Annotated in this window: 20 protein-coding genes; 13 read left to right on the forward strand and 7 right to left on the reverse strand. The window is 60.0% G+C overall.

Translation table 11 applies throughout. The features are described 5' to 3' along the window. Positions 1-99: 99 nt before the first annotated feature. The 4 genes from O3S81_RS01270 (at position 100) to sbmA (ending at position 4,916) form a co-directional block, all read left to right on the forward strand. Positions 100-1,161, forward strand: coding sequence for an LLM class flavin-dependent oxidoreductase (locus O3S81_RS01270; RefSeq protein ID WP_269340429.1), 1,062 nt, complete (start codon positions 100-102; stop codon positions 1,159-1,161). 54 nt (positions 1,162-1,215) lie between these two features. Continuing rightward, positions 1,216-1,968 carry a type I methionyl aminopeptidase gene (map, locus tag O3S81_RS01275; RefSeq protein WP_269340430.1) on the forward strand — a complete coding sequence of 251 codons (753 nt, stop codon included), beginning with the start codon at positions 1,216-1,218 and terminating at the stop codon, positions 1,966-1,968. Positions 1,969-2,265: 297 nt separating this feature from the next. Continuing rightward, a complete protein-coding gene (locus O3S81_RS01280; RefSeq protein WP_269340432.1) occupies positions 2,266-3,456 on the forward strand; it encodes an MFS transporter in 1,191 nt (396 codons plus the stop codon). Positions 3,457-3,638: 182 nt separating this feature from the next. Continuing rightward, complete coding sequence (gene sbmA / locus O3S81_RS01285; protein WP_269340434.1) at positions 3,639-4,916, forward strand: peptide antibiotic transporter SbmA; 1,278 nt, start codon at positions 3,639-3,641, stop codon at positions 4,914-4,916. Positions 4,917-4,966: 50 nt separating this feature from the next. On the opposite strand, the gene O3S81_RS01290 is transcribed toward sbmA, so the two are convergent. Next, entirely contained in the window at positions 4,967-5,950 is a 984-nt protein-coding gene (locus O3S81_RS01290; RefSeq protein WP_269340435.1) for a polysaccharide deacetylase family protein, read from the reverse strand. A 150-nt stretch (positions 5,951-6,100) separates the two neighbouring features. On the opposite strand from O3S81_RS01290, the gene O3S81_RS01295 reads away from it, so the two are divergent. From O3S81_RS01295 to O3S81_RS01315, 5 genes are all read left to right on the forward strand, one after another. Next, positions 6,101-6,685, forward strand: coding sequence for an NnrU family protein (locus O3S81_RS01295; protein ID WP_269340437.1), 585 nt, complete (start codon positions 6,101-6,103; stop codon positions 6,683-6,685). Between the two features lie 154 nt (positions 6,686-6,839). Continuing rightward, positions 6,840-7,511 carry a tetratricopeptide repeat protein gene (locus O3S81_RS01300; RefSeq protein WP_269340438.1) on the forward strand — a complete coding sequence of 224 codons (672 nt, stop codon included), beginning with the start codon at positions 6,840-6,842 and terminating at the stop codon, positions 7,509-7,511. Positions 7,512-7,645: 134 nt separating this feature from the next. Then, complete coding sequence (gene der / locus O3S81_RS01305) at positions 7,646-9,076, forward strand: ribosome biogenesis GTPase Der (RefSeq protein ID WP_269340439.1); 1,431 nt, start codon at positions 7,646-7,648, stop codon at positions 9,074-9,076. A gap of 212 nt (positions 9,077-9,288) precedes the next feature. Next, positions 9,289-9,897 (forward strand): DUF2026 domain-containing protein, encoded by a 609-nt coding sequence (locus O3S81_RS01310; protein ID WP_269340440.1) that lies wholly within the window; start codon positions 9,289-9,291, stop codon positions 9,895-9,897. A 121-nt stretch (positions 9,898-10,018) separates the two neighbouring features. Further along, a complete protein-coding gene (locus tag O3S81_RS01315) occupies positions 10,019-10,630 on the forward strand; it encodes a hypothetical protein (RefSeq protein WP_269340442.1) in 612 nt (203 codons plus the stop codon). 189 nt (positions 10,631-10,819) lie between these two features. Here O3S81_RS01315 and O3S81_RS01320 read toward each other — a convergent pair whose 3' ends face one another. Together O3S81_RS01320 and O3S81_RS01325 are read right to left on the reverse strand one after the other, a co-directional pair. Further along, positions 10,820-11,869, reverse strand: coding sequence for a bifunctional monoglucosyl/glucuronosyl diacylglycerol synthase (locus O3S81_RS01320; RefSeq protein ID WP_269340444.1), 1,050 nt, complete (start codon positions 11,867-11,869; stop codon positions 10,820-10,822). Between the two features lie 254 nt (positions 11,870-12,123). Beyond that, the gene (locus tag O3S81_RS01325; protein WP_269341378.1) at positions 12,124-13,044 is read right to left on the reverse strand and encodes a sugar kinase; all 921 of its coding nucleotides are present in this window, start codon (positions 13,042-13,044) and stop codon (positions 12,124-12,126) included. A gap of 155 nt (positions 13,045-13,199) precedes the next feature. Here O3S81_RS01325 and bglA point away from each other — a divergent pair, with 155 nt between their 5' ends. Both bglA and aac(6') read left to right on the forward strand, forming a co-directional pair. Then, positions 13,200-14,864, forward strand: a complete 1,665-nt coding sequence (gene bglA / locus O3S81_RS01330) for a beta-galactosidase BglA (RefSeq protein WP_269340446.1) — start codon at positions 13,200-13,202, stop codon at positions 14,862-14,864. After that, the gene (gene aac(6'), locus O3S81_RS01335; RefSeq protein ID WP_269340448.1) at positions 14,861-15,313 is read left to right on the forward strand and encodes an aminoglycoside 6'-N-acetyltransferase; all 453 of its coding nucleotides are present in this window, start codon (positions 14,861-14,863) and stop codon (positions 15,311-15,313) included. The genes bglA and aac(6') overlap by 4 nt, the downstream gene beginning before the upstream one ends. A gap of 96 nt (positions 15,314-15,409) precedes the next feature. Here aac(6') and ade read toward each other — a convergent pair whose 3' ends face one another. Then, the gene (ade, locus tag O3S81_RS01340; protein WP_269340450.1) at positions 15,410-17,104 is read right to left on the reverse strand and encodes an adenine deaminase; all 1,695 of its coding nucleotides are present in this window, start codon (positions 17,102-17,104) and stop codon (positions 15,410-15,412) included. A 278-nt stretch (positions 17,105-17,382) separates the two neighbouring features. Between ade and O3S81_RS01345 the strand changes: the two genes are divergently transcribed. Beyond that, positions 17,383-18,330, forward strand: a complete 948-nt coding sequence (locus O3S81_RS01345) for an HD-GYP domain-containing protein (RefSeq protein WP_269340451.1) — start codon at positions 17,383-17,385, stop codon at positions 18,328-18,330. Here the strand turns inward: O3S81_RS01345 and O3S81_RS01350 are convergent. Together O3S81_RS01350 and O3S81_RS01355 are read right to left on the reverse strand one after the other, a co-directional pair. Then, positions 18,327-18,836 carry a GNAT family N-acetyltransferase gene (locus O3S81_RS01350; RefSeq protein ID WP_269340452.1) on the reverse strand — a complete coding sequence of 170 codons (510 nt, stop codon included), beginning with the start codon at positions 18,834-18,836 and terminating at the stop codon, positions 18,327-18,329. The genes O3S81_RS01345 and O3S81_RS01350 overlap by 4 nt on opposite strands. Further along, a complete protein-coding gene (locus tag O3S81_RS01355) occupies positions 18,836-21,025 on the reverse strand; it encodes an anthranilate synthase (RefSeq protein ID WP_269340453.1) in 2,190 nt (729 codons plus the stop codon). The genes O3S81_RS01350 and O3S81_RS01355 overlap by 1 nt, the downstream gene beginning before the upstream one ends. A gap of 282 nt (positions 21,026-21,307) precedes the next feature. On the opposite strand from O3S81_RS01355, the gene O3S81_RS01360 reads away from it, so the two are divergent. Next, positions 21,308-22,216 (forward strand): extensin family protein, encoded by a 909-nt coding sequence (locus O3S81_RS01360; RefSeq protein ID WP_269340454.1) that lies wholly within the window; start codon positions 21,308-21,310, stop codon positions 22,214-22,216. Between the two features lie 56 nt (positions 22,217-22,272). On the opposite strand, the gene O3S81_RS01365 is transcribed toward O3S81_RS01360, so the two are convergent. Next, the gene (locus O3S81_RS01365) at positions 22,273-24,516 is read right to left on the reverse strand and encodes a TonB-dependent hemoglobin/transferrin/lactoferrin family receptor (protein ID WP_269340455.1); all 2,244 of its coding nucleotides are present in this window, start codon (positions 24,514-24,516) and stop codon (positions 22,273-22,275) included. Positions 24,517-24,742: the final 226 nt, after the last annotated feature.

Raw genomic sequence — 24,742 nt, forward strand, 5'->3', positions numbered from 1 at the left:
GCGCCCATCCATTTTTTCGAAGCTAAGCTTCCAGATTTTGCGTTTGTCTGAAAGACCGTCCGTCCCTATCTCTCAGACAAGCAAACAGAGGTATCGTTTATGGAACTCGGTCTTTACACATTCGCGGATGTCAATCCCAATCCCGCCGATGGCCGCGGGCCGGAAGGCGCGCGCCGGCTCAAACATCTTCTTGAGGAAATCGAGCTTGCGGATCAGGTCGGGCTTGATGTGTTCGGGCTAGGTGAGCATCACCGCCCGGATTATGTCGTCTCCTCGCCCTCCACCGTGCTTGCGGCGGCGGCGGTGAAGACGAAGAACATCCGCCTGACGAGCGCCGTCTCGGTGCTCAGCTCGGATGACCCGGTGCGGGTGTTCCAGCAATTCTCGACTGTCGACCTCCTGTCGAACGGCCGTGCCGAGATCATGGCCGGGCGTGGTTCCTTCATCGAATCCTACCCGCTGTTCGGTTATGATCTCGAAGATTACGACGTGCTCTTCGCCGAGAAGCTCGATCTGCTTCTGGCGCTGCGCGAACAGGAAATCGTCACCTGGTCCGGCACCAAACATCCGGCCATCAACGAGCGCGGGGTTTATCCGCGTCCGCTTCAGGAACGTCTGCCGGTGTGGATCGCGGTCGGCGGCACACCGCAATCGGTGGCGCGGGCCGGCGCCATGGGCCTGCCGGTGGCGCTTGCCATCATCGGTGGCGAATATCGACGTTTTGCGCCGCTGTTCGATCTCTACCATGAGGCGGCCCGCCGGGCGGGTCAGGAAAAGACGAAGCTGCGCACCAGCATCAACGTCCATGGTTTCATTGCCGATACGACCGACAAGGCGGCGGACCAGTTTTACGGCCCGCAGGCGGAGGTGATGAACCGCATCGGCCGCGAGCGCGGCTGGGGACCGACGAACCGCGCGCATTTCGATGCGGCGCGTGGGCCGGAGGGCAATCTCTTCCTCGGCGAACCGGAACTGGTGGCGGAAAAGATCATCAAGGCACATGGCGTCTTCAAGAATGATCGTTTCCTGCTGCAGATGGCCATTGGCCTGATGCCGCATGATCAGATCATGCGCGGCATCGAGCTTTATGGTACGAAAGTCGCCCCGATCGTCAGAAAAGAATTGACGGGGAGCGCCGATCCGGTGAAAGCCACGGCCTGATGATTACCAAGGCGGGCGTTTTCAGACCCGCCGGTTAGAACGACGGACAGAGACATGGTCATTTCCACCGAAGAAGAACTGGTTCTGCTGAAGGATATCGGCCGCCTGTGTGCGGTCGCCATGCAGACCATGGCGGACGCGCTGGAACCCGGCATCACCACGGCCGAGCTGGATGCGATCGGCCGCAAGGTGCTGGAAGATAACGATGCGCAATCGGCGCCGGAATTCTGCTACAAATTTCCCGGCGCGACCTGCATCAGCGTTAACGAGGAAGTGGCCCACGGTATTCCGGGGCCACGCATCATCAAGGCGGGCGATCTCGTCAATATCGATGTCTCGGCGGTGAAGAACGGCTTTTTCGGTGATACGGGCTCGTCTTTCGCCGTGCCGCCGGTGAAAAAGGAAATCGAGCGACTGTGCCGCGATGGCAAGCGCGCCATGTGGACCGGTCTGCAACAGGTGAAAACCGGACGGCCCTTCGCCGATATCGGCAACGCCATCGGCGCTTTTGCCAAAAAGAACCGCTATACGCTGATCACCAATCTGGCGAGCCACGGCATTGGCCGGTCGCTGCATGAGGAGCCAAAGGAACTGGCGACCTGGCCGGACAAGGACGAGCGGCGCGTCATGCAGGAAGGCATGGTCTTCACCGTCGAGCCGTTTCTTTCGACGGGCGCCTATTGGGCCGAGGATGGCGACGACGATCCGTGGACGCTCTATAGCGATCCGAGCGCGCCGACGGTGCAATATGAGCATACCGTGGTGGCGACGAAGAACGGGCCGCTGGTGCTGACGCTTGCTGAGTGACAGCTAAACCTCCTCTCCGCCACCCTCGCTCCTAACGTAGGAGCGAGCGGGTGCGGCATATTTCTTCTCCCCGCCTGGGAGAAGTCCGCGGCAGCGGGATGAGGGGGCGAGGGTAGAGATATTCGGCAACGTTTCCCGCTCATCCGACCCTTCGGGCCACCTTCTCCCCGGCGGGGAGAAGAAACAAGCGGCGACACCGGAGCGTATCGACGCTCGCTCCGTGACATAAAGACCGCTTATAACGCCGATCAAAATAACTCGTTTGTCCCTTATCCGCCCGGTTGCGATAAGCCACGCATGAGCATCGACAAGCCACTTTCCGCCACACATCTGACCGCGCTTGGTTTCGCAGGCGCCCTCATGATGGCCTCCGCCATGGGTTTCGGCCGTTTTTCCTTTACCCCCATCCTGCCCGGCATGATGGCCGATGTACCGCTCTCGGCGGGGGATGCCGGAATTGTCGCGGCCGGAAATTTCGCCGGCTATCTGGCAGGTGCGGTTCTCGCCGCCTATTCATGGGGCTCTGGGCGGGAGCGGCTGGTTGCCCTTTGCTGCCTGTTTTCCACGGCTGCGCTGCTGTTGGCCATGGCTGCCGTCAATTCGGTTGCGGCCTTCGTCGTCATCCGGTTTCTGGCCGGCGTTGCCAGTGCAATGACCATGATCTTCACCTCGCAGATCGTCATCGGCCATGCCGCAAAAGCCGGCCGGGATAGTGTGCAGGCGCTGCATTATGGCGGTGTCGGTGCCGGCGTCGCGATTTCATCGCTGGTGGTCTATCTGATCGGTGTGGTTTTTGATGGCGGCGGATCCTCCTGGAGAGAGGAGTGGATCGCCGGTGCCGTCTTTTCCTTCGTCACATTCCTTCTCGTCTTCCGGGTGCTGCCCGCAGGCCCGCCGCGGCATGCATCTTCCGCAGCGGAGCCGCCGCTTAGCTGGACGCGGCCGCTGTTCCTGACGACGCTGGCCTATGGGCTGTTTGGTTTCGGTTATGTCATTACCGCAACCTTCATCGTGGCGATCGCCCGCATGGCGGCAGCTGGCGCTTTCGTGGAGTTTCTCGCCTGGTTCATCACCGGCTGCGCCGCCGCCGTTTCGCTTTTCCTCTGGAAGCCGGTCCTGAAGTCGCAGGGGTTGAAGCGGGCTTTCGTGATCGTTCTCGCCGTCGAGGCCGTGGGTGTCTTCGCTTCCGTGATGCTGCCGCCGGTGGCCGGCGTGCTGGCCGGCGGCCTGCTTCTCGGGCTGACCTTCATGGTCATCACCGCCTATGGCCTGCAGCTCGGGCGGGAATTCGCCGGGCCGAGCCCGCGTCGCGCCTTTGCTCTGATGACGGCCGCCTTCGGCACGGGCCAGATTGTCGGGCCGCTCGCCGCCGGCTGGATTGCCGAGGTGACGGGAAGTTTCACCGCCCCAAGCATTCTCGCTTCCGCCGTACTCGTCGTCAGCATTCTGCTGATGTTGCCGGTGCTTGCCACGGATGGGCGGCGTTAGCGCCAACGGCCGTCTTATCGCACCTTTCCCACTGTTTCATCGCGGTTCGTTTCGTCAACTTCGCCTTACATCTTGTTAAGGTCAGCGCTTCTCCGTTGCTGTGCACAAATTTCTGCCCTAGGTTCGGGCCAATAAGTGCTTCGCCAATAATGGCTGATTTCAAACGCGCGTGAGTTCGAAACGTGTTTCATTCCTTCTTCCCCAAACCGAAAATCTTCTTCACGTCGGCCGCGCTGTGGACAATCGTGTGCATCGTTGTCTGGTACAGTGTCGGCCCGCAGATCGGCGCGGCCATTGGCCTGCCGCCGCTTGCAGCAGGACAGACAGCACCCATCGGGCTTGCCTATTTCTTCTCGCCCGACAATCTGTGGTTCTATCTCTACTTCACCATCTTCGTCGCCATATTCGGCATAACATGGCAGGTGGTCGCCAAGGATCATCCTTGGACCGCATGGTCCATCTGGGGCTCGGCCTTCATCATTTTCATCGCCTATTTCGCGGTGCAGGTCTCCGTGGCGCTGAACAACTGGCGCGGCCCGTTCTTTGATCTCCTGCAGAATGCGCTTTCTAAGCAGGGCGATGTGACGGCCGGTCAGTTCTATGACTATCAGCTCAAGTTCCTCGAGATCGGTGCTGTCGGCGTGGTGATGAATGTGGTGACGGCCTTCTTCACCAACCATTATGTGTTCCGCTGGCGCACGGCCATGAACGACTATTACATGTCGAAATGGGACAAGCTGCGCCATATCGAGGGTGCATCCCAGCGTATCCAGGAGGATACGATGCGGTTTGCCAATATTCTCGAAGGGCTGGGCGTCACGCTCATCAATTCCGTCATGACGCTGGTGGTCTTCCTGCCGCTTCTGTTCCGCATGTCCGAACATGTGGGCGACCTGCCGGTCATTGGCGCCATTCCGCATGCGCTGTTCTGGCTGGCGATCATCTGGTCGATCTTCGGCACCGCGCTTTTGGCGCTCGCCGGCATCAAGCTGCCGGGCCTCAACTTCCGCAACCAGCGTGTCGAGGCCGCCTATCGCAAGGAATTGGTTTATGGCGAAGACCATGCCGATCGGGCCGATCCCGTAACAGTGCGGGAGCTGTTCTCCAATGTACGGAAAAACTATTTCCGCATGTACTGGCACTACCTCTATTTCAACGTTGCGCGTTATTCCTACGGCCAGCTCGACGCGATCTTCCTGAACTTCATCCTCATCCCGACATTTGTTGCCGGGCGCATCACCATGGGTATCTGGCAGCAGATCGCGACGGCATTCGGTGAGGTTAGCAACTCCTTCCAGTATCTGGTGAACTACTGGTCGACGATTATCGAGCTGCTTTCCATCCACAAGCGCCTTGTGGCCTTTGAAGCTGCGATCGATGACAAGCCGCTGCCGGATATTGACATGCGTTATCTGCGCCGCGAAGCGGAAGAAGGTGAGCTGGCGGCCAACCGCCCCTGAACAAACAAAAAGGCGGCCAATTGGCCGCCTTTTTCATAAGCTGAGAAGATTCAGCCCTCGGTCTTCTGCTTCTTGCGCGCCTCGATCATCGGCATCGCCTCGGCATAACTCACACAGGCCACATCCTGCTTCTGGCAGACTTCGCGCAGCAGCCGCTCATAGGCGTTCCAATAGGCGCCGCCATTCATCTTCACAAAGTGAAAGCCCATCTGCAGCGGAATGCGCTCGCCATTATATTGCCTGTCGAAAGCGTTGCGGAAGGCCGTATAGGCACGCTCCTCGAATTCCCCGGCACGATCCGGCGTTTCGACGCCGATGGAGTGGCGGATGAAGAGATTGTAGTCCATGGCGATGATCGGCCGGTTGCCCGGGCCTTCGGGAATGAGCGGCAGGCCGAAATGCTGGATGCCTTCGCGCTCCACCGGCCATTCGGGCCCCTTGGTGATGCTGGTGGCGTCGTAAACGAAATGGTGCTTTTTCTGCGCGGTGGTCAGCGCCGATCCCTGCGAGAGATAGGGTGCACGGAAGCCGTTGATGTTCTTCACCATCTCGCGCCAGCCTTCCGGCTCTTCGCCCTTCTTGCCGATCATCTGCCAGGCGTTTTCCAGCGTGCTGGTGAAGGTGGTGAATTCGCCGTCCCATTGTTCGGCGGTCCATTGCCCGCCATCGAAATGGCCGCAGGTGTGGTTGCCAATCTCGTGACCTTCGCGATAGGCCGCCCAGATGTTTCTAAGCCTCGTCTCCACCTCTTCCGGCGACTGGCCGAAACCGACATTGGAGCGGCCGGCCTTCTGGCCGGGGCCCTGATAGGTCTTGGCGCTGGTCTTCCTGTCCATCACCAGCGTACAGGCGAGAAAATAGGTGAAATGCGCGCCGACCTGCTTTGCCGTCGCCCGGCTTCTTTCCCACAGCGTATTGTCGCCCGCACCGTCGAAGGAGACGATGACGAGCTGCTTCGGCTTCTGCGCCTCTTCGGCAAAAACGGGAAGGGCGGCGAGAAGCGACAGGGAAAAGGCTGTAAAGGGGCGAAACATCAGTTATCCGTCATATGAAACACCGTGGCCTTTTGCGGGTGGAATAAGGCGAAGCTTTGAATAGTCTGGCGTTTTCATGACTTTCAGCCTAATTCCTGTTCATAGCCGCGGTGATAGGACCGCATTCGTTCCATCGGGGGACCGTGTTCCATGATTTTTCTCGCACTCTGTCTTGCCTTGTTCCTGCTGACCCATCTTTTGAAGGTGGTCGCACCGCAATTTCGCACCCGCATGATCGCAACGATGGGGGAGGGGCCCTTCAAGGGCGTTTATTCCCTCGTCAGCCTCATCACGCTCGGCCTCGTCATCTATGCCTTCGGCGAAGCGCGGCAGGAGACGGGCATGCTCTGGTATCCGCCGGTCTGGATGAGCCACATCGCCGTGACCCTGATGCTGCTGGCAATGATCTGTCTGGTCGCCAGCCTCATCCCGGCTGGCCATATCGCAACCAAGACCAAGCATCCGATGGTTCTTTCGGTCAAGATCTGGGCGCTCGCGCATCTTCTGGCCAATGGCGAGACGTCCTCGATCCTGCTCTTCGCATCGTTCCTCGCCTGGGGTGTGGTGATGCGGATTTCGCTGAAGCGGCGGGAAAGGGCAGGCGAAAAGGTGGTCCGCGACTTCGTTTCAGGCCGCTATGATCTTATCGCCATTGTCGGCGGCATCGTTCTCTGGGGCGCTTTCATCCTGAAACTGCACGAATGGTTGATCGGTGTTCAGCCCATCGCGATGTAGGAAATCAACGTTTCCCCCTTACATATCAGGCAAAATAGGCTAGAAGGCCGACCAAGATCCGGTCGGCCGCTTTTTGCTGATCCGGGTAAGCGGCTTGGTATGTCCGCGAACGGATGGATCGGAAACGATCTCCGCGCGGGTAACGGAGAATTTGATGGCAAACGAAAATGATACCTTTATCCGCGAAGTGAACGAGCAGATCCGCTCCGAGCAGCTGTCGCGCTTCTGGGGCCGGTACGGTATCGTGGTCGTGGGTGCGGCCATTCTCGTGGTTGTTGGTGCCGCCGGCGCCGGTATCTACGAATATTGGAACACCAGCCGCGCGTCCAACTCCGGCGACCAGTTCCTGGCGGCGCTGAAGCTTGCTTCGGAAAACAAGACGGATGAGGCACTGAAGGCCTTCGCCGATCTCGAAACCTCCGGTCACGGCAATTATCCGGTTCTGGCGAAATTCCGTTCCGCCACGCTGCTTTCGCAGAAGGGCGATGCGGCTGGCGCGATTGCCGCCTTCACCGCCATCGGCAACGACACTTCCGCGCCGCAGGTCTTCCGCGATACGGCCAAGGTGCGCGCCGCCTGGCTGCTGGTTGACAACGGCACCTATGATCAGGTCGTTGCGCTGGCCGAGCCGCTCAGCGCCGAAGGCCAGACCATGCGCGCTTCCGCGCGTGAGGCTCTCGGTCTTGCCGCCTACAAGGCTGGCGATTTCGCCAAGGCCAAACAATGGTTCGAGCAGATTATCAGCGACACGCAGGCCCCGCGCAACGTGACGAACCGCGCGCAGATCATGCTCGACAATATCACCGCTTCGGGCAAGGCTGCCTAAACGTCGCCTCGCCACGCGAGATCGCCCCGGCATTTCTTCGCATTGCCAAAGCGATCCAACTCTTTATTTTACGCATGTCCTTTGCCCAAAACAGATAACGTTTTGGGCAGACTTGCTTCAAGGAACCGAGATCAATGAGCTTCACCGTCGCCATAGTCGGGCGCCCCAATGTCGGCAAGTCCACGCTTTTCAACCGTCTGGTCGGAAAGAAACTGGCCTTGGTGGATGACACGCCGGGCGTGACCCGCGACCGCCGCCCCGGCGAGGCGAAGCTCGTCGACCTGCGTTTCACCATCATCGATACCGCCGGTCTGGAGCAATCCGGGCCGGAAACGCTTCAGGGCCGCATGTGGGCGCAGACCGAAGCAGCAATCGACGATGCCGATGTGACGCTGTTCGTCGTGGACGCCAAGGCGGGCCTGACGCCGGCCGACGAGACGCTGGCGGAAATGCTGCGCCGTCGCGGCAAGCCGGTGGTGCTGGTGGCCAACAAGTCCGAAGCGCGCGGTTCCGATGCCGGTTTCTACGATGCCTTCACGCTCGGTCTCGGTGATCCCTGCCCGATTTCGGCCGAACACGGCCAGGGCATGATCGACCTGCGCGACGCTATCGTCGAGGCAATCGGCGAAGACGTGGCCTTCCCGCCCGAGGTGGATGAGGCGGAGACGGATATTGTGCTTCCGCGCACTGAGCCTGGCAGCGAGGAAGAGGAAGACGAAGAGCCGGTTTATGACGAGACCAAGCCGCTGCGCGTTGCCATCATCGGCCGGCCGAATGCGGGCAAGTCGACGCTCATCAACCGCTTCCTCGGTGAAGACCGGCTTTTGACCGGCCCGGAAGCCGGCATTACCCGCGACAGTATCTCGGTCGAATGGGACTGGCGTGGCCGCACCATCAAGATGTTCGACACTGCCGGCATGCGCCGCAAGGCCAAGGTGACGGAGAAGCTGGAAAAGCTCTCGGTCGCGGATTCGCTGCGCTCCATCCGTTTTGCGGAAACCGTCGTCATCGTGTTCGACAGCACCATCCCGTTCGAAAAGCAGGACCTGCAACTGGTCGATCTCGTCATCCGCGAAGGCCGCGCCGCCGTGCTCGCCTTCAACAAGTGGGATCTGGTCGAAGACCCGCAGGCCTATCTGGCCGACCTGCGCGAGAAGACCGAGCGTCTCTTGCCGCAGGCACGTGGCATCCGCGCCGTGCCGATCTCCGGCCAGACGGGTTATGGCCTCGACCGGCTGATGCAGAACATCATTGATACGGACAAGGTCTGGAACCGCCGCATCTCCACGGCAAGGCTCAACCGCTGGCTGGATGCGCAGACCACGCAGCATCCGCCGCCGGCCGTTTCCGGCCGCCGCCTGAAGCTGAAATACATGACGCAGGTGAAGGCCCGTCCGCCGGCCTTCATGATCTCCTGCACCCGGCCGGAGGCTATCCCGGAGAGCTATACGCGTTATCTGGTCAATGGCCTGCGCAAGGATTTCGACATGCCGGGCGTGCCGATCCGCGTGCATTATCGTGGCTCGGACAATCCGTTCGAGAGCAAGGCCAAGAAGCGGCGGTGACCGGCCTTCGGTTTTGAGGCACGGCGTTGCGGCGTATTTCTTCTCCCCGGGGGGGGGGAGAAGGTGGCCCGAAGGGCCGGATGAGGGGCAACCCCTCCGTATATCTCAACCGTCGCCCCCCTCATCCCGCTGCCGCGGACTTCTCCCCGGCGGGGATAAGAAACAAGCGGCGGACGCTCGCCCAACGACACGTGTTTGAAGAGTAAAAGACCATGCTGATCAAGCAGACCGACTATCACCGGATTTACCGGGTCATCAACAGCCTGCTCATCAGCCAGAATGCCGATCCCGCCTCGGCCTCCATGTATTTCAGCACCTTCGGTGCCTTCATCCTGCAGCAGCATTACAAGGTGAAGGCGGTGCCGAAGGGTGGGCTTGCCGCCTATAATCTCGGCGGAAAGGTCCTGTTGTTCGCAGATCATCGCGAAGACGGTTATGTGACGGGTGCGGGTGAGAATTTCCATTGCTGGGTCGAGGCCGACGGCTGGGCTATCGATTTCATGGCGCCCGCTTTTTCTGAGGGTGCGGATGCGCTTGCGGTGCCGGCAAAGATGTTCCAGCGGCCGCTCTCGGCCATGGCGGCCTCGATCAACGATCTCGGGCAATCGGGTGATTTCTTCTATCGCTCCGAGCCCGAAGCGACAGCCAGGCGCTTTGCCGACTGGCACAAGCACGCAATGATCGGCGATATGGCGAGCGTTGCCGCCAACTGGTTCCGCAAATCCCCCAAGCAGATGGCCGCATCGCTTTCGGTGACCGACCGGGACGGCAAGGCGCGGACCGTGCCGCTTTCCGGTGAAATGCTGACTGGAGCCTGGTGACGGCAGATTCCGCCGCAGGATGGTGATCGCGACGGTTTTGGCAGCAAAACGCCTTTTGATTAAAAGGGCCAATAGCTGTTACAAAGACCGGGCTGCAACAGGGACGGGATCGACGTGTGCTATGGCCGATGACACCATTTCAATAAGCTTCACACCAGACCCGAAACATGTTCCCGCCTATGTCTACGGCTATCAAAATCAGGCCTATGAAAATTACAGCATGATTTTCGACAGGTCCTGGGCTCGCCATTTTGCCACGGAAAGAGTCAGGCTGTCGATATTTGCGGGACTGGCTGCCGGTTTCATCTATTCCCTGAGTTTACCGTGGTTTCCGGGCGTCTGGCCGGTGGTCGGTTATTGGGTTTTTGCGCCCGCACCGTTTGTGGCTCTCGCCGTCTGGTTCATTATCTGGCGGGGCTCGAGATGGGAGATGAAATCCTATTACGAGACCCTGGCACACTGGAATATCGCCCATGAGCTGATGTATTCACCTCAAATACAGGTCGAGATCGGGCCCCAGGGCTATAAGCAGGTCACACGACTGGACACCGTGCAGCTGAGCTGGGCACGTTATCATCTCGCCATCACGCCGCCGGACAGTCTGGTGCTGGTTTTCCACGGCACGGTGGTCGTCATACCCAGCAGTGCCTTGCCGATGGCGTCAAAGGATGTTGTCGAGAAGATCAACCAATGGTGCACGGCCCAGCAAAAAGAGCTTCTTCCTTTGTCCTGAAGCGGCATCTCTGTGGCTGGCGGTGTATCGTTGAAAAACAGGACGGCCAGCGTGTTCTCGCGGCAGCCGCCTGACGTCAATCAGCAGCCCGACCCCGTTCTAAAGATAACGGCAGTCGCGTCCTGATCGCCTTGTGACACTCCCGCACCGTTTCGTCCACCGTTTCCCGACAAAATATCGGGGATCACCTCACGCAAGCTGCGAGCGCGACAGCAGCGGCAGGGTTTTTCCGGCGGCGTGGATGACATTGTCGAGGAATTGTTTTGAGGCCTTTTCCCAGCTGTAGCTTTTGGAAAGCGCCAGGGCCTCCTGCGGCGAGCAATGCAGCGCCGCCAGACAGGCATCGCGAAGATTGTGATCCAGTGCCCCCGCACCCGGATTGCCGCCGAGAATATCGATCGGCCCGGTGACGGGGAAGGCGGCCACGGGCACGCCGCTTGCCAGCGCTTCGAGAATGGTGTTGCCGAATGTGTCGGTCTTCGAGGGGAAAACGAAGACATCGGCCTGCGCATAGGCGTCGGCCAGGTCCTCGCCGGTCTTGATACCGGTGAACAACACATCCGGATATTTTTCCTGCAATTCCTGACGTGCAGGGCCGTCGCCGATGACGACCTTCGAGCCCGGCAGGTCGAGTTCCAGGAATTCCGGCAGGTTCTTCTCCACCGCCACACGGCCCACCGTCATGAAGATCGGCCGTGGCAGGTCGAAAGGAAGCTTCGCCTTCGGGCGCGGATGGAAAAGCTCGGCGTCAATACCGCGGCTCCAGCGCTTCAGGTTGCGCACGCCGCGGGCTTCCAGTTCGGTCTCAAGGCTCGGGGTCGCCACCATGCAGGTGTTGCCGCCATTGTGGAACCAGCGCACGAAAGCGTAAAGCCAGCTTTCCGGGACAGGGAAACGTGCCGCGACATATTCCGGGAAGCGGGTGTGATAGCTGGTGGAAAACCGCATGTGGTTCTTCACACACCAGCGCCGCGCCATGAAGCCCAGCGGCCCTTCCGTCGCGATATGCACGAAGGAGGGCTGGCTTTTTTCAATCTCCGCCGCGACGCGGCGATATCCGGCGACCGACAGGCGAATTTCCGGATAGGTGGGGCAGGGGATGCTGTAGAAACTCTGCGGCGTGACCATGCGCACATCGACACCGAGCCGCGCCAGTTCGGTATTGGTGTTTTCGATCGAGCGAACCACGCCGTTGACCTGCGGGTGCCAGGCATCTGTGACAATCGTGATTCTCGTCATGAAACACTGATCCTGCTCATCTGCGCACAGGCGAATCCCCATTGCCCGGCTTCTGCCCGTATATGCGGGGTGCGTGTTACAGGATCATGTCAGGGCGTGTGACGGTGGGGAAGTGGGTTTTTTGTACAGTCGAAAGGGTGCCAGATAACGTAATTATCGGCATCAGTGCGGCATATCTGAAACGTGCGGGTGTCCGTGATGCTCTCTTCTGCCCTCATCCTTGTGCTTGTCACAGGAATGAGGGGTAGAGGGGGCTATCCCACCAGCGGGAGCAGCTCGGGGCTGATCAGCGCGCCGTGGTGGCCGATGACGGTTGCGGCGGCCCTTGCGGCGAAGGTGGCGGCCTCTTCGGGAGAACTGCCGGTCACATAACGCGCGAGGAAGGCGCCGTTGAAGCTGTCGCCGGCGCTTGTTGTATCGACCACTTCCACGGCTTTCATCGCCGGGGCATGGCTGCGGTTGCCGCCGAAATCGAGCGTCGCGCCCTTGGCACCGTCCTTCACGACGATATTTTTGACATCGAGCGAACGGTAGCGGTCGATGGTCGCTTCCACGGAAACGTCGCCGAAATGGCTGGCCTCGTCATCGAAACTCGGCATGACCAGCGTTGCGGCGCGGGCACCATTGGAGATCGTTTCCAGCATCACATCCCTGTCGGCCCAGAGGCGCGGGCGGATGTTGGGATCGAAGACCACCAGCTTGCCGGCCGCCTTGGCGCGGCGCAGCTCTGCGAGGAATGTATCGACATCATGCGCGGAGGCGAGAATGGCGAGCGTGATGCCGGAGAAATAGACCACATCGGCGCTTTCCACCGTCCGGCGCAGGTGATCCGCATCCGCGGCCAGCTGTCTTGCGGCGGCGGCATTGCGCCAGTAGCTGAAGGTGCGTTCGCCATCCTTCAGGTTGATGAGGTAAAGGCCGGGCGTGCCGCCCTTGATGCGGCGGATTTTTTCCGTGCCGATGCCGGCTTCCGTGATGAAGGCCAGCATGTCTTCCGACAGCGGATCGTCGCCGAGCGCGGTGAAATAATCGACGGACCAGTCTTCCGGCAGGCAGGCGCGGGCATACCAGGCGGTATTGAACGTATCCCCGGCGAAACCCTTGCGCAGCAGCCCGTTGCCGGCCTGCGACAGTTCCACCATGCATTCGCCAATCGACAGAAACCGTCCGCCCACGCCGTCATCCTCCCGTTTTTTCCAGCCATGCGGCTTACGACGAGTGCGCGCCGCTGACAAGGGCGGTTCTGGCCGTTTGTGCATGTGCGAAGTTCCGGTTTACGCGGACGCAGCGGCTTTATATTCTCCGGCGAGACACCCTCAGGAGATCGCCGATGACGCTGCCCCATGCCCCGGTCCATAAATCTCACGCACAATCGGACTGGTGGAAAGGAGCGGTGATCTATCAGGTCTATCCGCGCTCGTTTCAGGACACGACCGGCGACGGTTACGGCGATCTTGCCGGGGTGACGAAACGGCTGCCCTATATCGCCTCGCTTGGTGTGGATGGCATCTGGCTCTCGCCCTTCTTCACCTCGCCCATGGCCGATATGGGTTATGATGTTTCCGATTATTGCAATGTCGATCCGATGTTCGGCACGCTTGCCGATTTCGACGCCCTGATGGCCGAGGCGCACCGGCTGGGGCTGAAGGTCATCATCGATCAGGTCATTTCGCACACGTCAGACCAGCATCCATGGTTCGTGGACAGCCGTGCCAGCCGCACCAACAGCAAGGCGGACTGGTATGTCTGGGCCAATCCCAAGCCGGATGGCACTGCCCCCACCAACTGGCTTTCCGTGTTCGGCGGCCCGGCATGGGAATGGGACGGCGTGCGCAAGCAATATTACATGCACAGCTTCCTCGCCTCGCAGCCGGACCTCAATTTCCACAATCCCGAGGTTCAGGATGCGCTGCTGGAGACCGTGCGTTTCTGGCTTGATCGCGGTGTGGATGGTTTCCGGCTCGATACCGTCAACCATTATTTCCATGACAAGCTTTTGCGCGACAACCCGCCGCTTTACGATGAGGAAAGCTTTGGTCTCGATGCATCCGACGTCAATCCCTATGGCATGCAGGACCATCTCTACGACAAGACGCGGCCGGAAAACGTGGCTTTCCTGAAGCGCTTCCGCGCGTTGCTCGATGAATATGAGGGCCGGGCCACGGTGGGCGAAGTGGGCGACGGGGCGCGGTCGCTGAAGACGGTGGCGGCCTATACGTCCGGCAATGACAAGCTCAACATGTGTTATACGTTCGATCTGTTGGGGCCGGATTTCAGCGCGAAGCACCTGCGTGCATCGGTCGAGACTTTCGGCAAGATCGTCAAGGACGGCTGGGTGTGCTGGGCCTTTTCCAACCATGATGTGGTGCGCCATCTCAGCCGTTTTTCCGAAAGCGTGGAGGAGCAGACACGGGTGGCGAAACTCGCCATCTGCGTTCTTTCCAGCCTGCGCGGCTCCATATGTCTCTATCAGGGCGAGGAACTGGGGCTGACCGAGGCCGAACTTGCCTTCGAGGATCTGCGCGACCCCTATGGCATCCGCTTCTGGCCCGCCTTCAAGGGCCGCGACGGATGCCGCACACCGATGGTGTGGGAGACCGGCAAACCCAATGCCGGATTCTCAAGCGCCGAAAAGCCGTGGCTGCCGGTGCCCTATGTGCATGCCATGCAGGCCGTGGATGCGCAGGAGCGCAAGCCGGACTCGGCTCTCAACCATTATCGCGCCGTCCTGTCGTTCCGCAAAAGCCATGGCGCGCTGCGCGACGGCGATATGCACTTCATCAAGACCAATCTCGATGTGCTGGCCTTCACGCGCCAGAAGGGCGATGAAAAACTGCTGTTCGTTTTCAACCTGACCCGCGAAGCGGTGGAATTTCCCGTGCCAAAGGCCATGCGTGTTACGGATATCCTGCCTATGCCGGGGTTTTCACCGCTCTATGATGCGGGGATCGTCAAGCTCGACGGGCTGGATGTGTTTTGCGGGATCGTTGCGTGAGCGGGCAATTTCTTGTCAGAAACGCTGCGGATTATCAGGACGACTGGTGCCTTTTGCGGCGCCGGTTGTGGCCGGATACCGTGCCCACCGAACATAGGGTGGAGTTGCAGGCCGTCTCCGAAACCGGGGCTGGATTTATCGTCCATGATCCGGCTGGAGTGGCTATTGGTTTTGCCGAAGTCAGCCTGCGGCGGGATTACGTCAATGGTTGCGATACCTCGCCCGTGGCATTTCTCGAGGGAATCTATGTCGAGGAGGCGTTTCGCAGACAGGGCGTTGCCGCAGCGCTGGTGGAGGAGGTGACCCGCTGGGCCACCGGCCAGGGCGCCAGCGAGCTTGCGTCCGACGCCGATATTGCAAATCTCGATTCCCATCGCATGCATGCGGCGCTGGGGTTTGAGGAGACGGAGCGGGTGGTTTATTTCCGCAAGCGGCTGTCCCTGGATTGAAGGTGGAATATAACGTTTTTTGCCAAACCCTCATTCTTGTGACAAGCATAGGAATGAGGGTTTGGCGTTTCATCCCGCCGAGATATTTCTCGTCGATCAGATCAGCGCAAACCGATCCACATCCACCATGCCCTTATCCGAAATCTTCAGGTGCGGAATGACGGGCAGCGGCAGGAAGGCCACCTGCAGGAAGGGCTCCTCCAGCGTCGTGCCGAGCGCGTAGGCGGCCTTGCGCAGGGTGTGCAGCGTATCGCGCACCGTCTCGTAAGGTTCGAGGCTCATGAGCCCGGCGACGGGGAGCGCGATTTCGCCTGTCACCTTGCCGTCCTCCACCACGACGAAACCGCCCTTGATTTCACCGAGCCGGTTGGCGGCCCGCGCCATGTCGTCTTCGTTGACGCCGACGACGCAGATATTATGGCTGTCATGGCCGACGGTGGAGGCGATGGCGCCCTTTTTCAGGCCGAAGCCCTGCACGAAACCATTGGCGTGGTTGCCGTTCTTGCCATGCCGTTCGATGACGGCGACCTTGATGATGTCATTCTCGAGATCGACGGTCGTCTGGTTGCCGTCCGTCGGCAGCTTGTAGCGGCGGTGCTCGGTGATGATCTTGCCGGGAAGTACGCCCATGACAGGGGTTTCGCCTTCCGTGACCGGCACACCGAAATGGGAGGCGAGCACCGGCCTTGCCTTGACGCTGTCGAGACCGACGGGCGCCACCGGCTTGCGCGTGGCAAACAGTGCGTCATCGACGATGCGGCCGCCGGAAAAGACCATGCTGGCCTTGCAGTTCTGCAGGCTGTCGACGACCACGAGATCGGCGCGCCAGCCCGGCGCGACAAGGCCGCGATCACGCAGGCCAAAGGCTTTCGCGGCGGAAATCGAGGCCGCACGATAGATGGCGAGCGGTTCCACGCCGCTGGCGATCGCAGTGCGGATCATATAGTCGAGATGGCCCTGTTCGGCGATATCGAGCGGGTTGCGATCATCCGTGCAGAGCGCCAGATAGGGTGACAGGCGCTCGGTGATGATCGGCATCAGGGCATGCAGGTCCTTCGAGACGGAGCCTTCACGCACCAGAATATGCATGCCCTTGCGGATTTTTTCGAGCGCTTCGGCAGCGCTCGTGCATTCATGTTCGGTGCGGATGCCGGCCGAGAGATAACCGTTCAGCGCCGTTCCCGAGAGAAGCGGCGCGTGCCCGTCGATATGCTGGCCCTGAAAGGCCTCGAGCTTCGCCATGCAGACCGGGTCCTTGTGGATGACGCCCGGGAAATTCATGAATTCGGCAAGGCCGATGACCTTCGGATGATTGCGAAACGGCAGCAGCTTTTCGATCGGCAGATCGGCGCCTGCGGTCTCCAGATGCGTGGCGGGCACGCAGGAGGACAGCTGCACGCGAATGTCCATGATGGTTTCGAGCGCGCTGTCGAGGAAGAACTGAAGCCCTTCCGTGCCCAGCACATTGGCAATCTCATGCGGGTCGCAGATGGCGGTGGTAACCCCGTAGGGCAGAACGCAGCGGTCGAATTCATGCGGCGTGACGAGCGAGGATTCGATATGGAGATGTGTATCGATGAAACCCGGAACGACGATTTTTCCGGAAATGTCGATTTCCCGGCGGCCTTTGTAATTCGCCGAGGTTCCGACGATGGTGTCGCCGCAAATGGCAATATCCGATGCAACGAGTTCTCCGGTGACGAGGTCGAAGAAACGTCCGCCCTTGAGAACCATATCCGCCGGTTCGCGGCCCGTACCCTGGTCGATGCGCGTTTCGAGTTTTGAGTTCATGCGGGTTTCTTCGGCTCCTGATCTACGTGGTATGCGAGAACTTTTATTATTTACATTCTCAGGTTGTTTCTTGGTCTATTCGGACTGATTCTTCGGGTTTTAAATATATCCGGAGTAAAAAATTTTCATATTTATGCTATCTAATCTTCGAAGGTCCAAGTTTAGGCGCTGCCGGGAAGGCTCAACTTCACCTTTATAGTTCAGCCGGTCCAGCGCCGACGTTTTTTCGAATTGCGGCTTCAGGTTATCATTCCCGGGAAGAAAAATGAAAGCGTCCGATGCTTAAACGAATTTCCACCCAGCAGCTGACGCTCGGCATGTTTATCGAAGCGGTCGAAGGGGCCGTTTCGGACCAGAGATTTTCAAGGCGGCACCGCTTTCTTTTGCGGCATGAGGAATTGATGCGTCAACTGAAAACGAGCGGCGCCGAAAACATCATCATCAATACGGCCAAGGGAAATGATGCCGAAGGCAGCGCGCAATCCGCCGGGGCGGCCCTGACGCGATCCGACGATTGCCCGGAAACCATCGCCGCCATCACCCATGCCGTGCGCTCGGCAGCCGATGCGATTGCCGGGACCTTTGCCGCTGCCGAAGCCGGCGGTTCTGTTTCGCTGAAGGGCATGGCTGCGGCTGCGGGCAGGATTTCCGATGCCGTGCAGACCAACCCGGCAATTTTCATCGGCGTTACCCGCCTGAAATCGAAGGATGAAACGACCTTCGTGCATTCGGTGTCCGTCAGCGGCCTGATGATCCATTTCGGCAATTATCTCGGGCTCGACAGGGGAACGGTCGATCTGCTCGGCATCAGCGGGCTGCTGCACGATATCGGCAAGGTGGAAATTCCCTCGGCGATCCTCAACAAGGCGGAACGGCTGAGCGCCAATGAGCGGGAGATCATCAATCTTCATCCCGTATTCGGCCGGGAGATCCTGTCGCGCAATGCGAACATGCCGGAAATGGTGCTCGATATCTGCTTCAACCATCATGAGCGGATGGATGGCGGCGGTTATCCGAGCGGCCGTGCGGGTGACGAGATCAGCCTCTACACGCGGATCGCGGCGATCTGCGACGTCTATGATGCCGTCACCTCGGTCCGGCCTTACAAGACGCCATGGACGGCGAATGACGCGCTGACCTGGATGCTGCGGCGGGAAGGGCATTTCGACTTGCCGCTTCTGAAGAAATTCGCGCTGTGCATTTCCGCCTCGCTGCCGAGGGGTTAGTTGCCGAAGACGATCGCCATGTTCAGGCTGTCTATGTAACGCCCATCGATCGAAACGGCATCACGGGCCCGGCCCTCATGCACGAAGCCGATCTTTTCATAAAGCGCAATTGCTCTCGCATTGTCCGCATGCACGCTCAGTTCCACACGATGCAGCCCGAATTCGCGCGCGGCATCGAGCGTCTGCCGCATCAGCCGTCCACCCAGCCCCTTGTCGCGATAGGCGGGCAGGATGCCCATGCCGAGCGTGCCGCAATGGGCGCGGGTTGCCCTGTCCTGGCGGCGAATATCGCACCAGCCGGCTACCTCGCCATCCGCAATCGCCACGAATTGCGGATGGTCGTTTTCGATCATGTCGAGAACGAAGGCGCGGACCGAATCGAGCGGCGGCGCCTCCAGAAAGCTCAGATATTTCCGCTCGCGCGACACCGCATCGAGAGCACGGTGAAAACTTTCAACGTGCTCCGCCCGGATCGGCTCGATGCTGATGGTGTCGGCAGAAACCATTACGCCGCTTTCGTCTTCGCCTTGCGGGTCAGATGCACCACGACATTTTCAATCATCCGCATGCCGGCGTCCTGGCCGAGCGTCATGATCGATTCGGGGTGGAACTGAACGGCGGCCACCGGTTCCTTGGCGTGTTCGATGCCCATGATCGTGCCGTCCTCGCTTTCCGCAGTGATGATGAAATCACGCGGCAGGGTGGCTGGGTCGGCGAAGATCGAGTGATAACGGCCAACGGTCACTTCCTTGCCGAGGCCGGAGAAGACGAGGCCGGGTTCCAGCACGCGGATACGCGAGGGCTTGCCGTGCATCGGCACCGCAAGCTGGCGCAACTCGCCGCCATAGGCCTCGGCCAAAGCCTGAAGGCCGAGGCAGACGCCGAAGATCGGCAGTTCGCGGGCGCGGGCGGCCTTGATCGTCGCCTTGCAGTCGAAATCCGTCGGGCTGCCCGGTCCGGGAGACAAGACGACGAGGTCCGGCTGGAAGCGGTCGAACACATCTGCCGCCACCGGCGTTCTGACGGTGGAGACGGTTGCGCCCGTCTGGCGGAAATAATTCGCCAGCGTGTGCACGAAACTGTCTTCGTGGTCGACCAGCAGGATCTTGACGCCGGTGCCCACCTTGGCGGCATCGCGCTTGGTGGCCGCGGCGTTGGTGCCCCTTGCGTCACGAATGGCGGCGATCATGGCGGATGCCTTCAGTTCGGTTTCGGCTTCTTCTTCCTGCGGATTGGAATCGTTGAGCAGCGTCGCGCCGGCGCGCACTTCGGCGATGCCGTCCTTGATGCGGATGGTGCGCAGCGTCAGGCCGGTATTCATGTCGCCATTAAAGCCGACCATGCCGATCGCACCGCCATACCAGGCGCGCGGGCTCTTTTCATGACCTTCGATGAAACGCATGGCCCACAGCTTCGGCGCACCGGTGACGGTGACGGCCCAGGCGTGGCTGAGGAAGCCGTCAAAGGCATCCATGTCGTCGCGCAGGCGGCCTTCGATGTGGTCAACCGTGTGGATGAGGCGCGAATACATCTCGATCTGGCGGCGGCCGATGACCTTCACCGAACCCGGCTCGCAGACGCGGCTCTTGTCGTTGCGGTCTACGTCCGAACACATGGTCAGTTCGGACTCGTCCTTCTTCGAATTGAGCAGCTTCAGGATCTGCTCGCTGTCGGCAATCGGATCGTCGCCGCGCTTGATGGTGCCTGAAATCGGGCAGGTCTCGATGCGGCGGCCGGAGACGCGCACGAACATTTCCGGCGATGCGCCGACCAGATATTCCTGATGGCCGAGATTGATGAAGAAGGAATAGGGCGAGGGGTTGATCGCCTTCAGGCGGCGGGAGATCGCCGACGGATTGCTTTCGCAGCGTTCCATGAACTTCTGGCCGGGAACGACCTCGAACAGATCGCCGCGGCGGAAGCTTTCCTTGGCCTTCACCACCAGCTCGGAATATTCGCCGGGGCGGTGGTCGCCCTTGGGCGGGATGGTATCGGTGGTCTTGAACGGATCGGGGGCGATGTCGGAGGACTTGCCATCCGTCGTCACGCCGCCCTTTTCGAAATCATAGCGGTCGATCCAGGCCTTGGCGGAATAGTGGTCGACGACGAGGATTTCGTCGGGCAGGAACAGCACCATGTCGCGCTGGTCTTCCGGGCGCGCAAGCGACAGCTTGATCGCGTCGAACTGGAAGGCGAGATCGTAACCGAAGGCGCCGAACAGGCCGATGGCTGAATCCGCGCTCGAATAGAAGAGATCGACGATGGCGCGCAGTGCCGTGAAGACGGTCGGGATTTTCGAGCGTTCTTCTTCGGTGAAGACGCGGTCCGGTTCGTTGACGGTGAGATCGAGGCGGCGGACGGAGGAGGCGCCGAGAGTGAGATCGGGTGTCGCCTTCAGCTTTTCGGTGATGAAACCGAGCAGCACTTCGCCGCGACCATTATAGGCCTCGATCCACATCTTGCGACCGAAACAGGAGATGCCGAGCGGCGGGTCAACGATGGCCGTATCCCAGCGGGTGTAACGGCCGGGATATTCATAGTTGGACGAGAAAACCGCGCCGCGATGGGAATCGAGCTTTTCGATGTAATTATCGATGGCGCTGGCGTAATCGGCGGGCCGGCGCTTTCGGCTGACCTTGATGCCGCCTTTCGTCTCGTAGGTTTCCGCTCCGTCATCCTGAATGATCGTTACCATTTCTTTCGCACTTCCCGTTGTTCAGGCCCGATGACAGGCGGCAAAATAACAAAAAAGCCGCCTGAAAATTCGGGCGGCTTGGACTTTGTCTGAAGACATGACTGGTCAAGGCCGCGAAAAGCTGCCCCACCACCAGTTAGCAATGTTCTTAGACACGATGTTCATGGGAAAATTGTTAGCGCGCACGGTCCGCCTTGGCAAGCGGATTTCGGTGAGGGAATGAACCTTACGGGCCGCCGCGGCGTTGCACTCCTGCCGAAACGGTCAGGAGTGCCCCGAAAAATGCTTCATCGCCTGTGTCTTCTGGTAACGAGCCTTGCATTGATTTCCGCTTCCGAACCGCCGGCGCAGGTGCCGGTGCCGCAGCCGAAACCGGGTGAGGGGCAATCCGCCACCCCTTCGGAAAAGCCATCGGATGAGAAGCCGCCAGGCCCGGCGGAAGCACCGAAACCGGCCCCGAAGCCGCAGCTTCCGGAAGGACCGCGCGCGGATGGTGAAAAGACACCCGCTGACAAAGGTTCCGGCGACGCCAAGAAGGAAGGCGAGGGTAAAGACGATGGGGAACAACACAAGCCGGATGGCGAGGCGGCCAAACCCGACGAAAAGCCGCCGGAGCCGGTGAAGCCGGAAGACCCGGCCGCACTTCAGGCCTGCCTTGGTGCATTGAAGGAGATCGGTGCGGAGTTCAAAGAGCTTGAGCCGATCCGCGACGAGGAACAGGGCTGCGGCATCGAAGCGCCCGTCGAGCTTTCCGTGGTTTTACCCGGCATCAAGCTGGAGCCTTCCGGCACCATGCGCTGTGAAACGGCGCTGGCCCTTTCCCGCTGGACGAAGGAGATGATGCTTCCGGCCGCGGCCCTTGCCATGCCAGAGAAGAAGGTGACAGCCATCGCCAATGCCTCGACCTATATCTGCCGTAACCGCAACGGAGCGGCAAACGGCAAGATTTCCGAACATGCCAGGGGCAATGCGGTCGATATTTCCACGATCTCCTTCGATAAGGGCGAGCCGCTGGTGATGAAACCGCGCGGCGAGGACGGTGCGCCGGAGGGCGCTTTCCAGCGCACCATCACCGCCGCGGCCTGCCTGTTCTTCCGCACCGTTCTCTCCCCCGGCAGTGATGCCACCCATCAGGATCACCTGCATCTCGACGTGCTGGAGCGAAAAGGCGGCTATCTCTATTGCCGCTGACAAAAAAAGGGCGACCCGAAGGCCGCCCCGACTGGAGATGATTGTCCTGTCCCGGTTTAGAATTTCTGGGTCAGGGAGATTTTGAAGGTGCGTCCCGCTTCCGAATAGAAGTCGACCGGCTGGTTGACGGTGCTGGCGGCATTGGGGTTGATGTCGCGGACGCCGACGGCATTCCAGTACTTTCTGTCGAACAGGTTATAGATGCCGGCCTGGATGCGCAGGCCCTTGGCCTGTTCCGGCTCCCACCAGCCGGTCAGGTTGAAGATGCCGTAACCGGGCGCATCGTAGGTGTTGGCCACCCTGTCGTCGCGCATGCCGGACGAGAAGACGCCGGTCAGTTCCGTGCCCCAGACGTCCTGCTCATAGCCGATGCCGACGATCGACTTGAAGGGTGCCACCGTGCGAATGAATTCGTTGGTGTCGGTATCCTTGCCATAGGCATAAGCAAGCGAAGCATGGGCGAAGAAGCCGTTTGCGAGCTCCTTGCGGACCTTGGCCTCGACACCGGAGATTTCGACATTGTTACGGTTGCGATAGGTGAACAGGCTGCCCGGTGAACCTCTGAAGGAGAAGAGGCTGGTCGTCGTCGTATATTGCTCGATGAAGTTCTTGTATTTGTTGTGGAACAGCATCAGGCTTCCGGAAAGATCGCCGGAGGCGTAATTCGCGCCGATCTCGAAGCCATTGCTCGTTTCCGGGTTCAGTTCGGAATTGCCGATGACCGCATATCCGCCCGAGCTGATATTCGAGAAGTTCAGATAAAGCTCGTTGATGGTGGGTGCGCGGTACGCCATGGACCATTGCGCGAAAAGCTGCAGTTCCGGCGTGAGGTCATAGGTCGCGAGCAGTTTCGGCGAGAAGCGGGAACCGCTGTTGCCGCTCGGCAGGCCGAAGGTTCTGTAGCCGCTGTTGCTGGATACCGAGCCATCCGGATCGTAATCGTAGGAGTCAAAGCGCAGGCCGGGGGTCAGGCGGAAACCGTTGCCAAAGGCGATTTCATCATCGAGATAAAGCCCGAGGCTCTTGCCGCTTACATCCGGCATGTCCGACTGGGATGAAGACGTCACTCCGGCCGTGTTTGCATAAAGCGCCTGGCTGAAATCGGTTGTCATGGCATTGCCGCCGAAGCGGACCGTGTGCTGCACGCCGCCGAGTTCGAAACCGGATTCAAGGCCGCCGACGATGCCGAACGCGCTGTTGCGCATGCTGTCTTCACGAATATAGATCGAATTGTTGGTCAGGCGGTCGCCCGCACCGGACTCCTTGGAAAGACGTGTCCAGTAGAGCGAGAGATCAGCGGCGTCGATCAGGCCGTCGGTCGAAGGCGCTTCGTATTCGTAATCGAGCGAGACGCGATCGCGCTCCGTATTCTCGTGGCCCCGATAGTCGCCGATCCGATAGGTCGATCCCGTGCCGGTTACGCTGACGCTCTGCAGGGTCTTCATGTCGCTGCGATTTCTCAGCGAATAGCGCTCGGCCGTCAGGCCGATGCGGTGGCCGCCTTCCAGATCCTGGCGGATCTTGAACAGCAGGTTGCTTTCGTAGGTGTCGGCGGGATTGGGCTTGGTACGGCGCATTCCGTAGACATCGTCCGTGCCCTTGTTATCCGTCTCGTTGCCGCGCTTGTACGAACCCTGGAACAGGACCGAGGTGTTCTCGATCTTCTTGGCGACGGCGAGCGACCCGCCAACGCTTCTGTCTTCGCTGTCATAGGTGGTCTTGGCGACGCCACCCCAATCCTTGCCTTCGCCGATCAGGTCTTCCGGCTCAAGCGTGCGCAGCACCAGCGCGCCGCCGAGAGCGCCGGAGCCGATGCGGCTGGAATCAGCGCCGCGTACCACGTCGACAGTTGAAAGCGAGGAAAAATCAAAGCTTGAATTCGTATTGCTCAGGGTGGTGGTGGCCTGACCCTGGCGGGCGAAGTTTTCGAAGAAGGGAACGGGGATATTGTCGATCAGGGTCACGACACGGGCGCCGCCGAGGCCGCGAATGAACAATCCACCCGGCTTGCCGGGTTTGGCATCCACATAATCCACGCCCGGCTCAGTGGTGTTTCCGAGGTCCTTGATGCTGCCGATGTCTTTCTTGCGGATGTCTTCCGCGCTCGTCTGGCTTGCGAGCGGGGTTTCGGCGGCGGCATTGGCGCTTTTGACACGCTTGCCCTTGACCACGATCTTTTCGAGTGTGGTGGCGCCGTTTTCCTGCGAAGCGGCATCCTGCGCCCGTGCTTGGCCGGCAAGGGAAAGAAGAGACATGGCGGTGCACAGAAGCAGCGCGGATTGCGTGCGTGAAATGGACATTAAATACCCCCGGATATGCGCGCAGATAAGCCACGGCGCGCAAAAACGCGCCGCGCTCAGCGCGGCTGGACATGTTCTGATTTGTTACGGGCGAGCCGATACGCGACGACTAAAAAACATGAGGCTAACTGTCAACATATTATATATGACTCTTTGCATCATGTTTTAAAGCAAAAGGATATGTTGCAAAAATATTACGTTTGCCGGGGCCCGGCTAAAATGATCG

It is taken from the genome of Agrobacterium sp. SOY23 (assembly GCF_027212525.1).
Lineage (GTDB): Bacteria > Pseudomonadota > Alphaproteobacteria > Rhizobiales > Rhizobiaceae > Agrobacterium > Agrobacterium tumefaciens_I.

Excerpts from the sequence above, each read along its gene's own strand:
- O3S81_RS01270 (WP_269340429.1), top strand. The coding sequence starts at position 100 with ATGGAACTCGGTCTTTACACATTCGCGGATGTCAATCCCAATCCCGCC.
- map (WP_269340430.1), top strand. The coding sequence starts at position 1,216 with ATGGTCATTTCCACCGAAGAAGAACTGGTTCTGCTGAAGGATATCGGC.
- O3S81_RS01280 (WP_269340432.1), top strand. The coding sequence starts at position 2,266 with ATGAGCATCGACAAGCCACTTTCCGCCACACATCTGACCGCGCTTGGT.
- O3S81_RS01290 (WP_269340435.1), bottom strand. The coding sequence starts at position 5,950 with ATGTTTCGCCCCTTTACAGCCTTTTCCCTGTCGCTTCTCGCCGCCCTT.
- O3S81_RS01295 (WP_269340437.1), top strand. The coding sequence starts at position 6,101 with ATGATTTTTCTCGCACTCTGTCTTGCCTTGTTCCTGCTGACCCATCTT.
- O3S81_RS01300 (WP_269340438.1), top strand. The coding sequence starts at position 6,840 with ATGGCAAACGAAAATGATACCTTTATCCGCGAAGTGAACGAGCAGATC.
- der (WP_269340439.1), top strand. The coding sequence starts at position 7,646 with ATGAGCTTCACCGTCGCCATAGTCGGGCGCCCCAATGTCGGCAAGTCC.
- O3S81_RS01310 (WP_269340440.1), top strand. The coding sequence starts at position 9,289 with ATGCTGATCAAGCAGACCGACTATCACCGGATTTACCGGGTCATCAAC.
- O3S81_RS01315 (WP_269340442.1), top strand. The coding sequence starts at position 10,019 with ATGGCCGATGACACCATTTCAATAAGCTTCACACCAGACCCGAAACAT.
- O3S81_RS01320 (WP_269340444.1), bottom strand. The coding sequence starts at position 11,869 with ATGACGAGAATCACGATTGTCACAGATGCCTGGCACCCGCAGGTCAAC.
- bglA (WP_269340446.1), top strand. The coding sequence starts at position 13,200 with ATGACGCTGCCCCATGCCCCGGTCCATAAATCTCACGCACAATCGGAC.
- ade (WP_269340450.1), bottom strand. The coding sequence starts at position 17,104 with ATGAACTCAAAACTCGAAACGCGCATCGACCAGGGTACGGGCCGCGAA.
- O3S81_RS01345 (WP_269340451.1), top strand. The coding sequence starts at position 17,383 with ATGCTTAAACGAATTTCCACCCAGCAGCTGACGCTCGGCATGTTTATC.
- O3S81_RS01350 (WP_269340452.1), bottom strand. The coding sequence starts at position 18,836 with ATGGTTTCTGCCGACACCATCAGCATCGAGCCGATCCGGGCGGAGCAC.
- O3S81_RS01355 (WP_269340453.1), bottom strand. The coding sequence starts at position 21,025 with ATGGTAACGATCATTCAGGATGACGGAGCGGAAACCTACGAGACGAAA.
- O3S81_RS01360 (WP_269340454.1), top strand. The coding sequence starts at position 21,308 with ATGCTTCATCGCCTGTGTCTTCTGGTAACGAGCCTTGCATTGATTTCC.
- O3S81_RS01365 (WP_269340455.1), bottom strand. The coding sequence starts at position 24,516 with ATGTCCATTTCACGCACGCAATCCGCGCTGCTTCTGTGCACCGCCATG.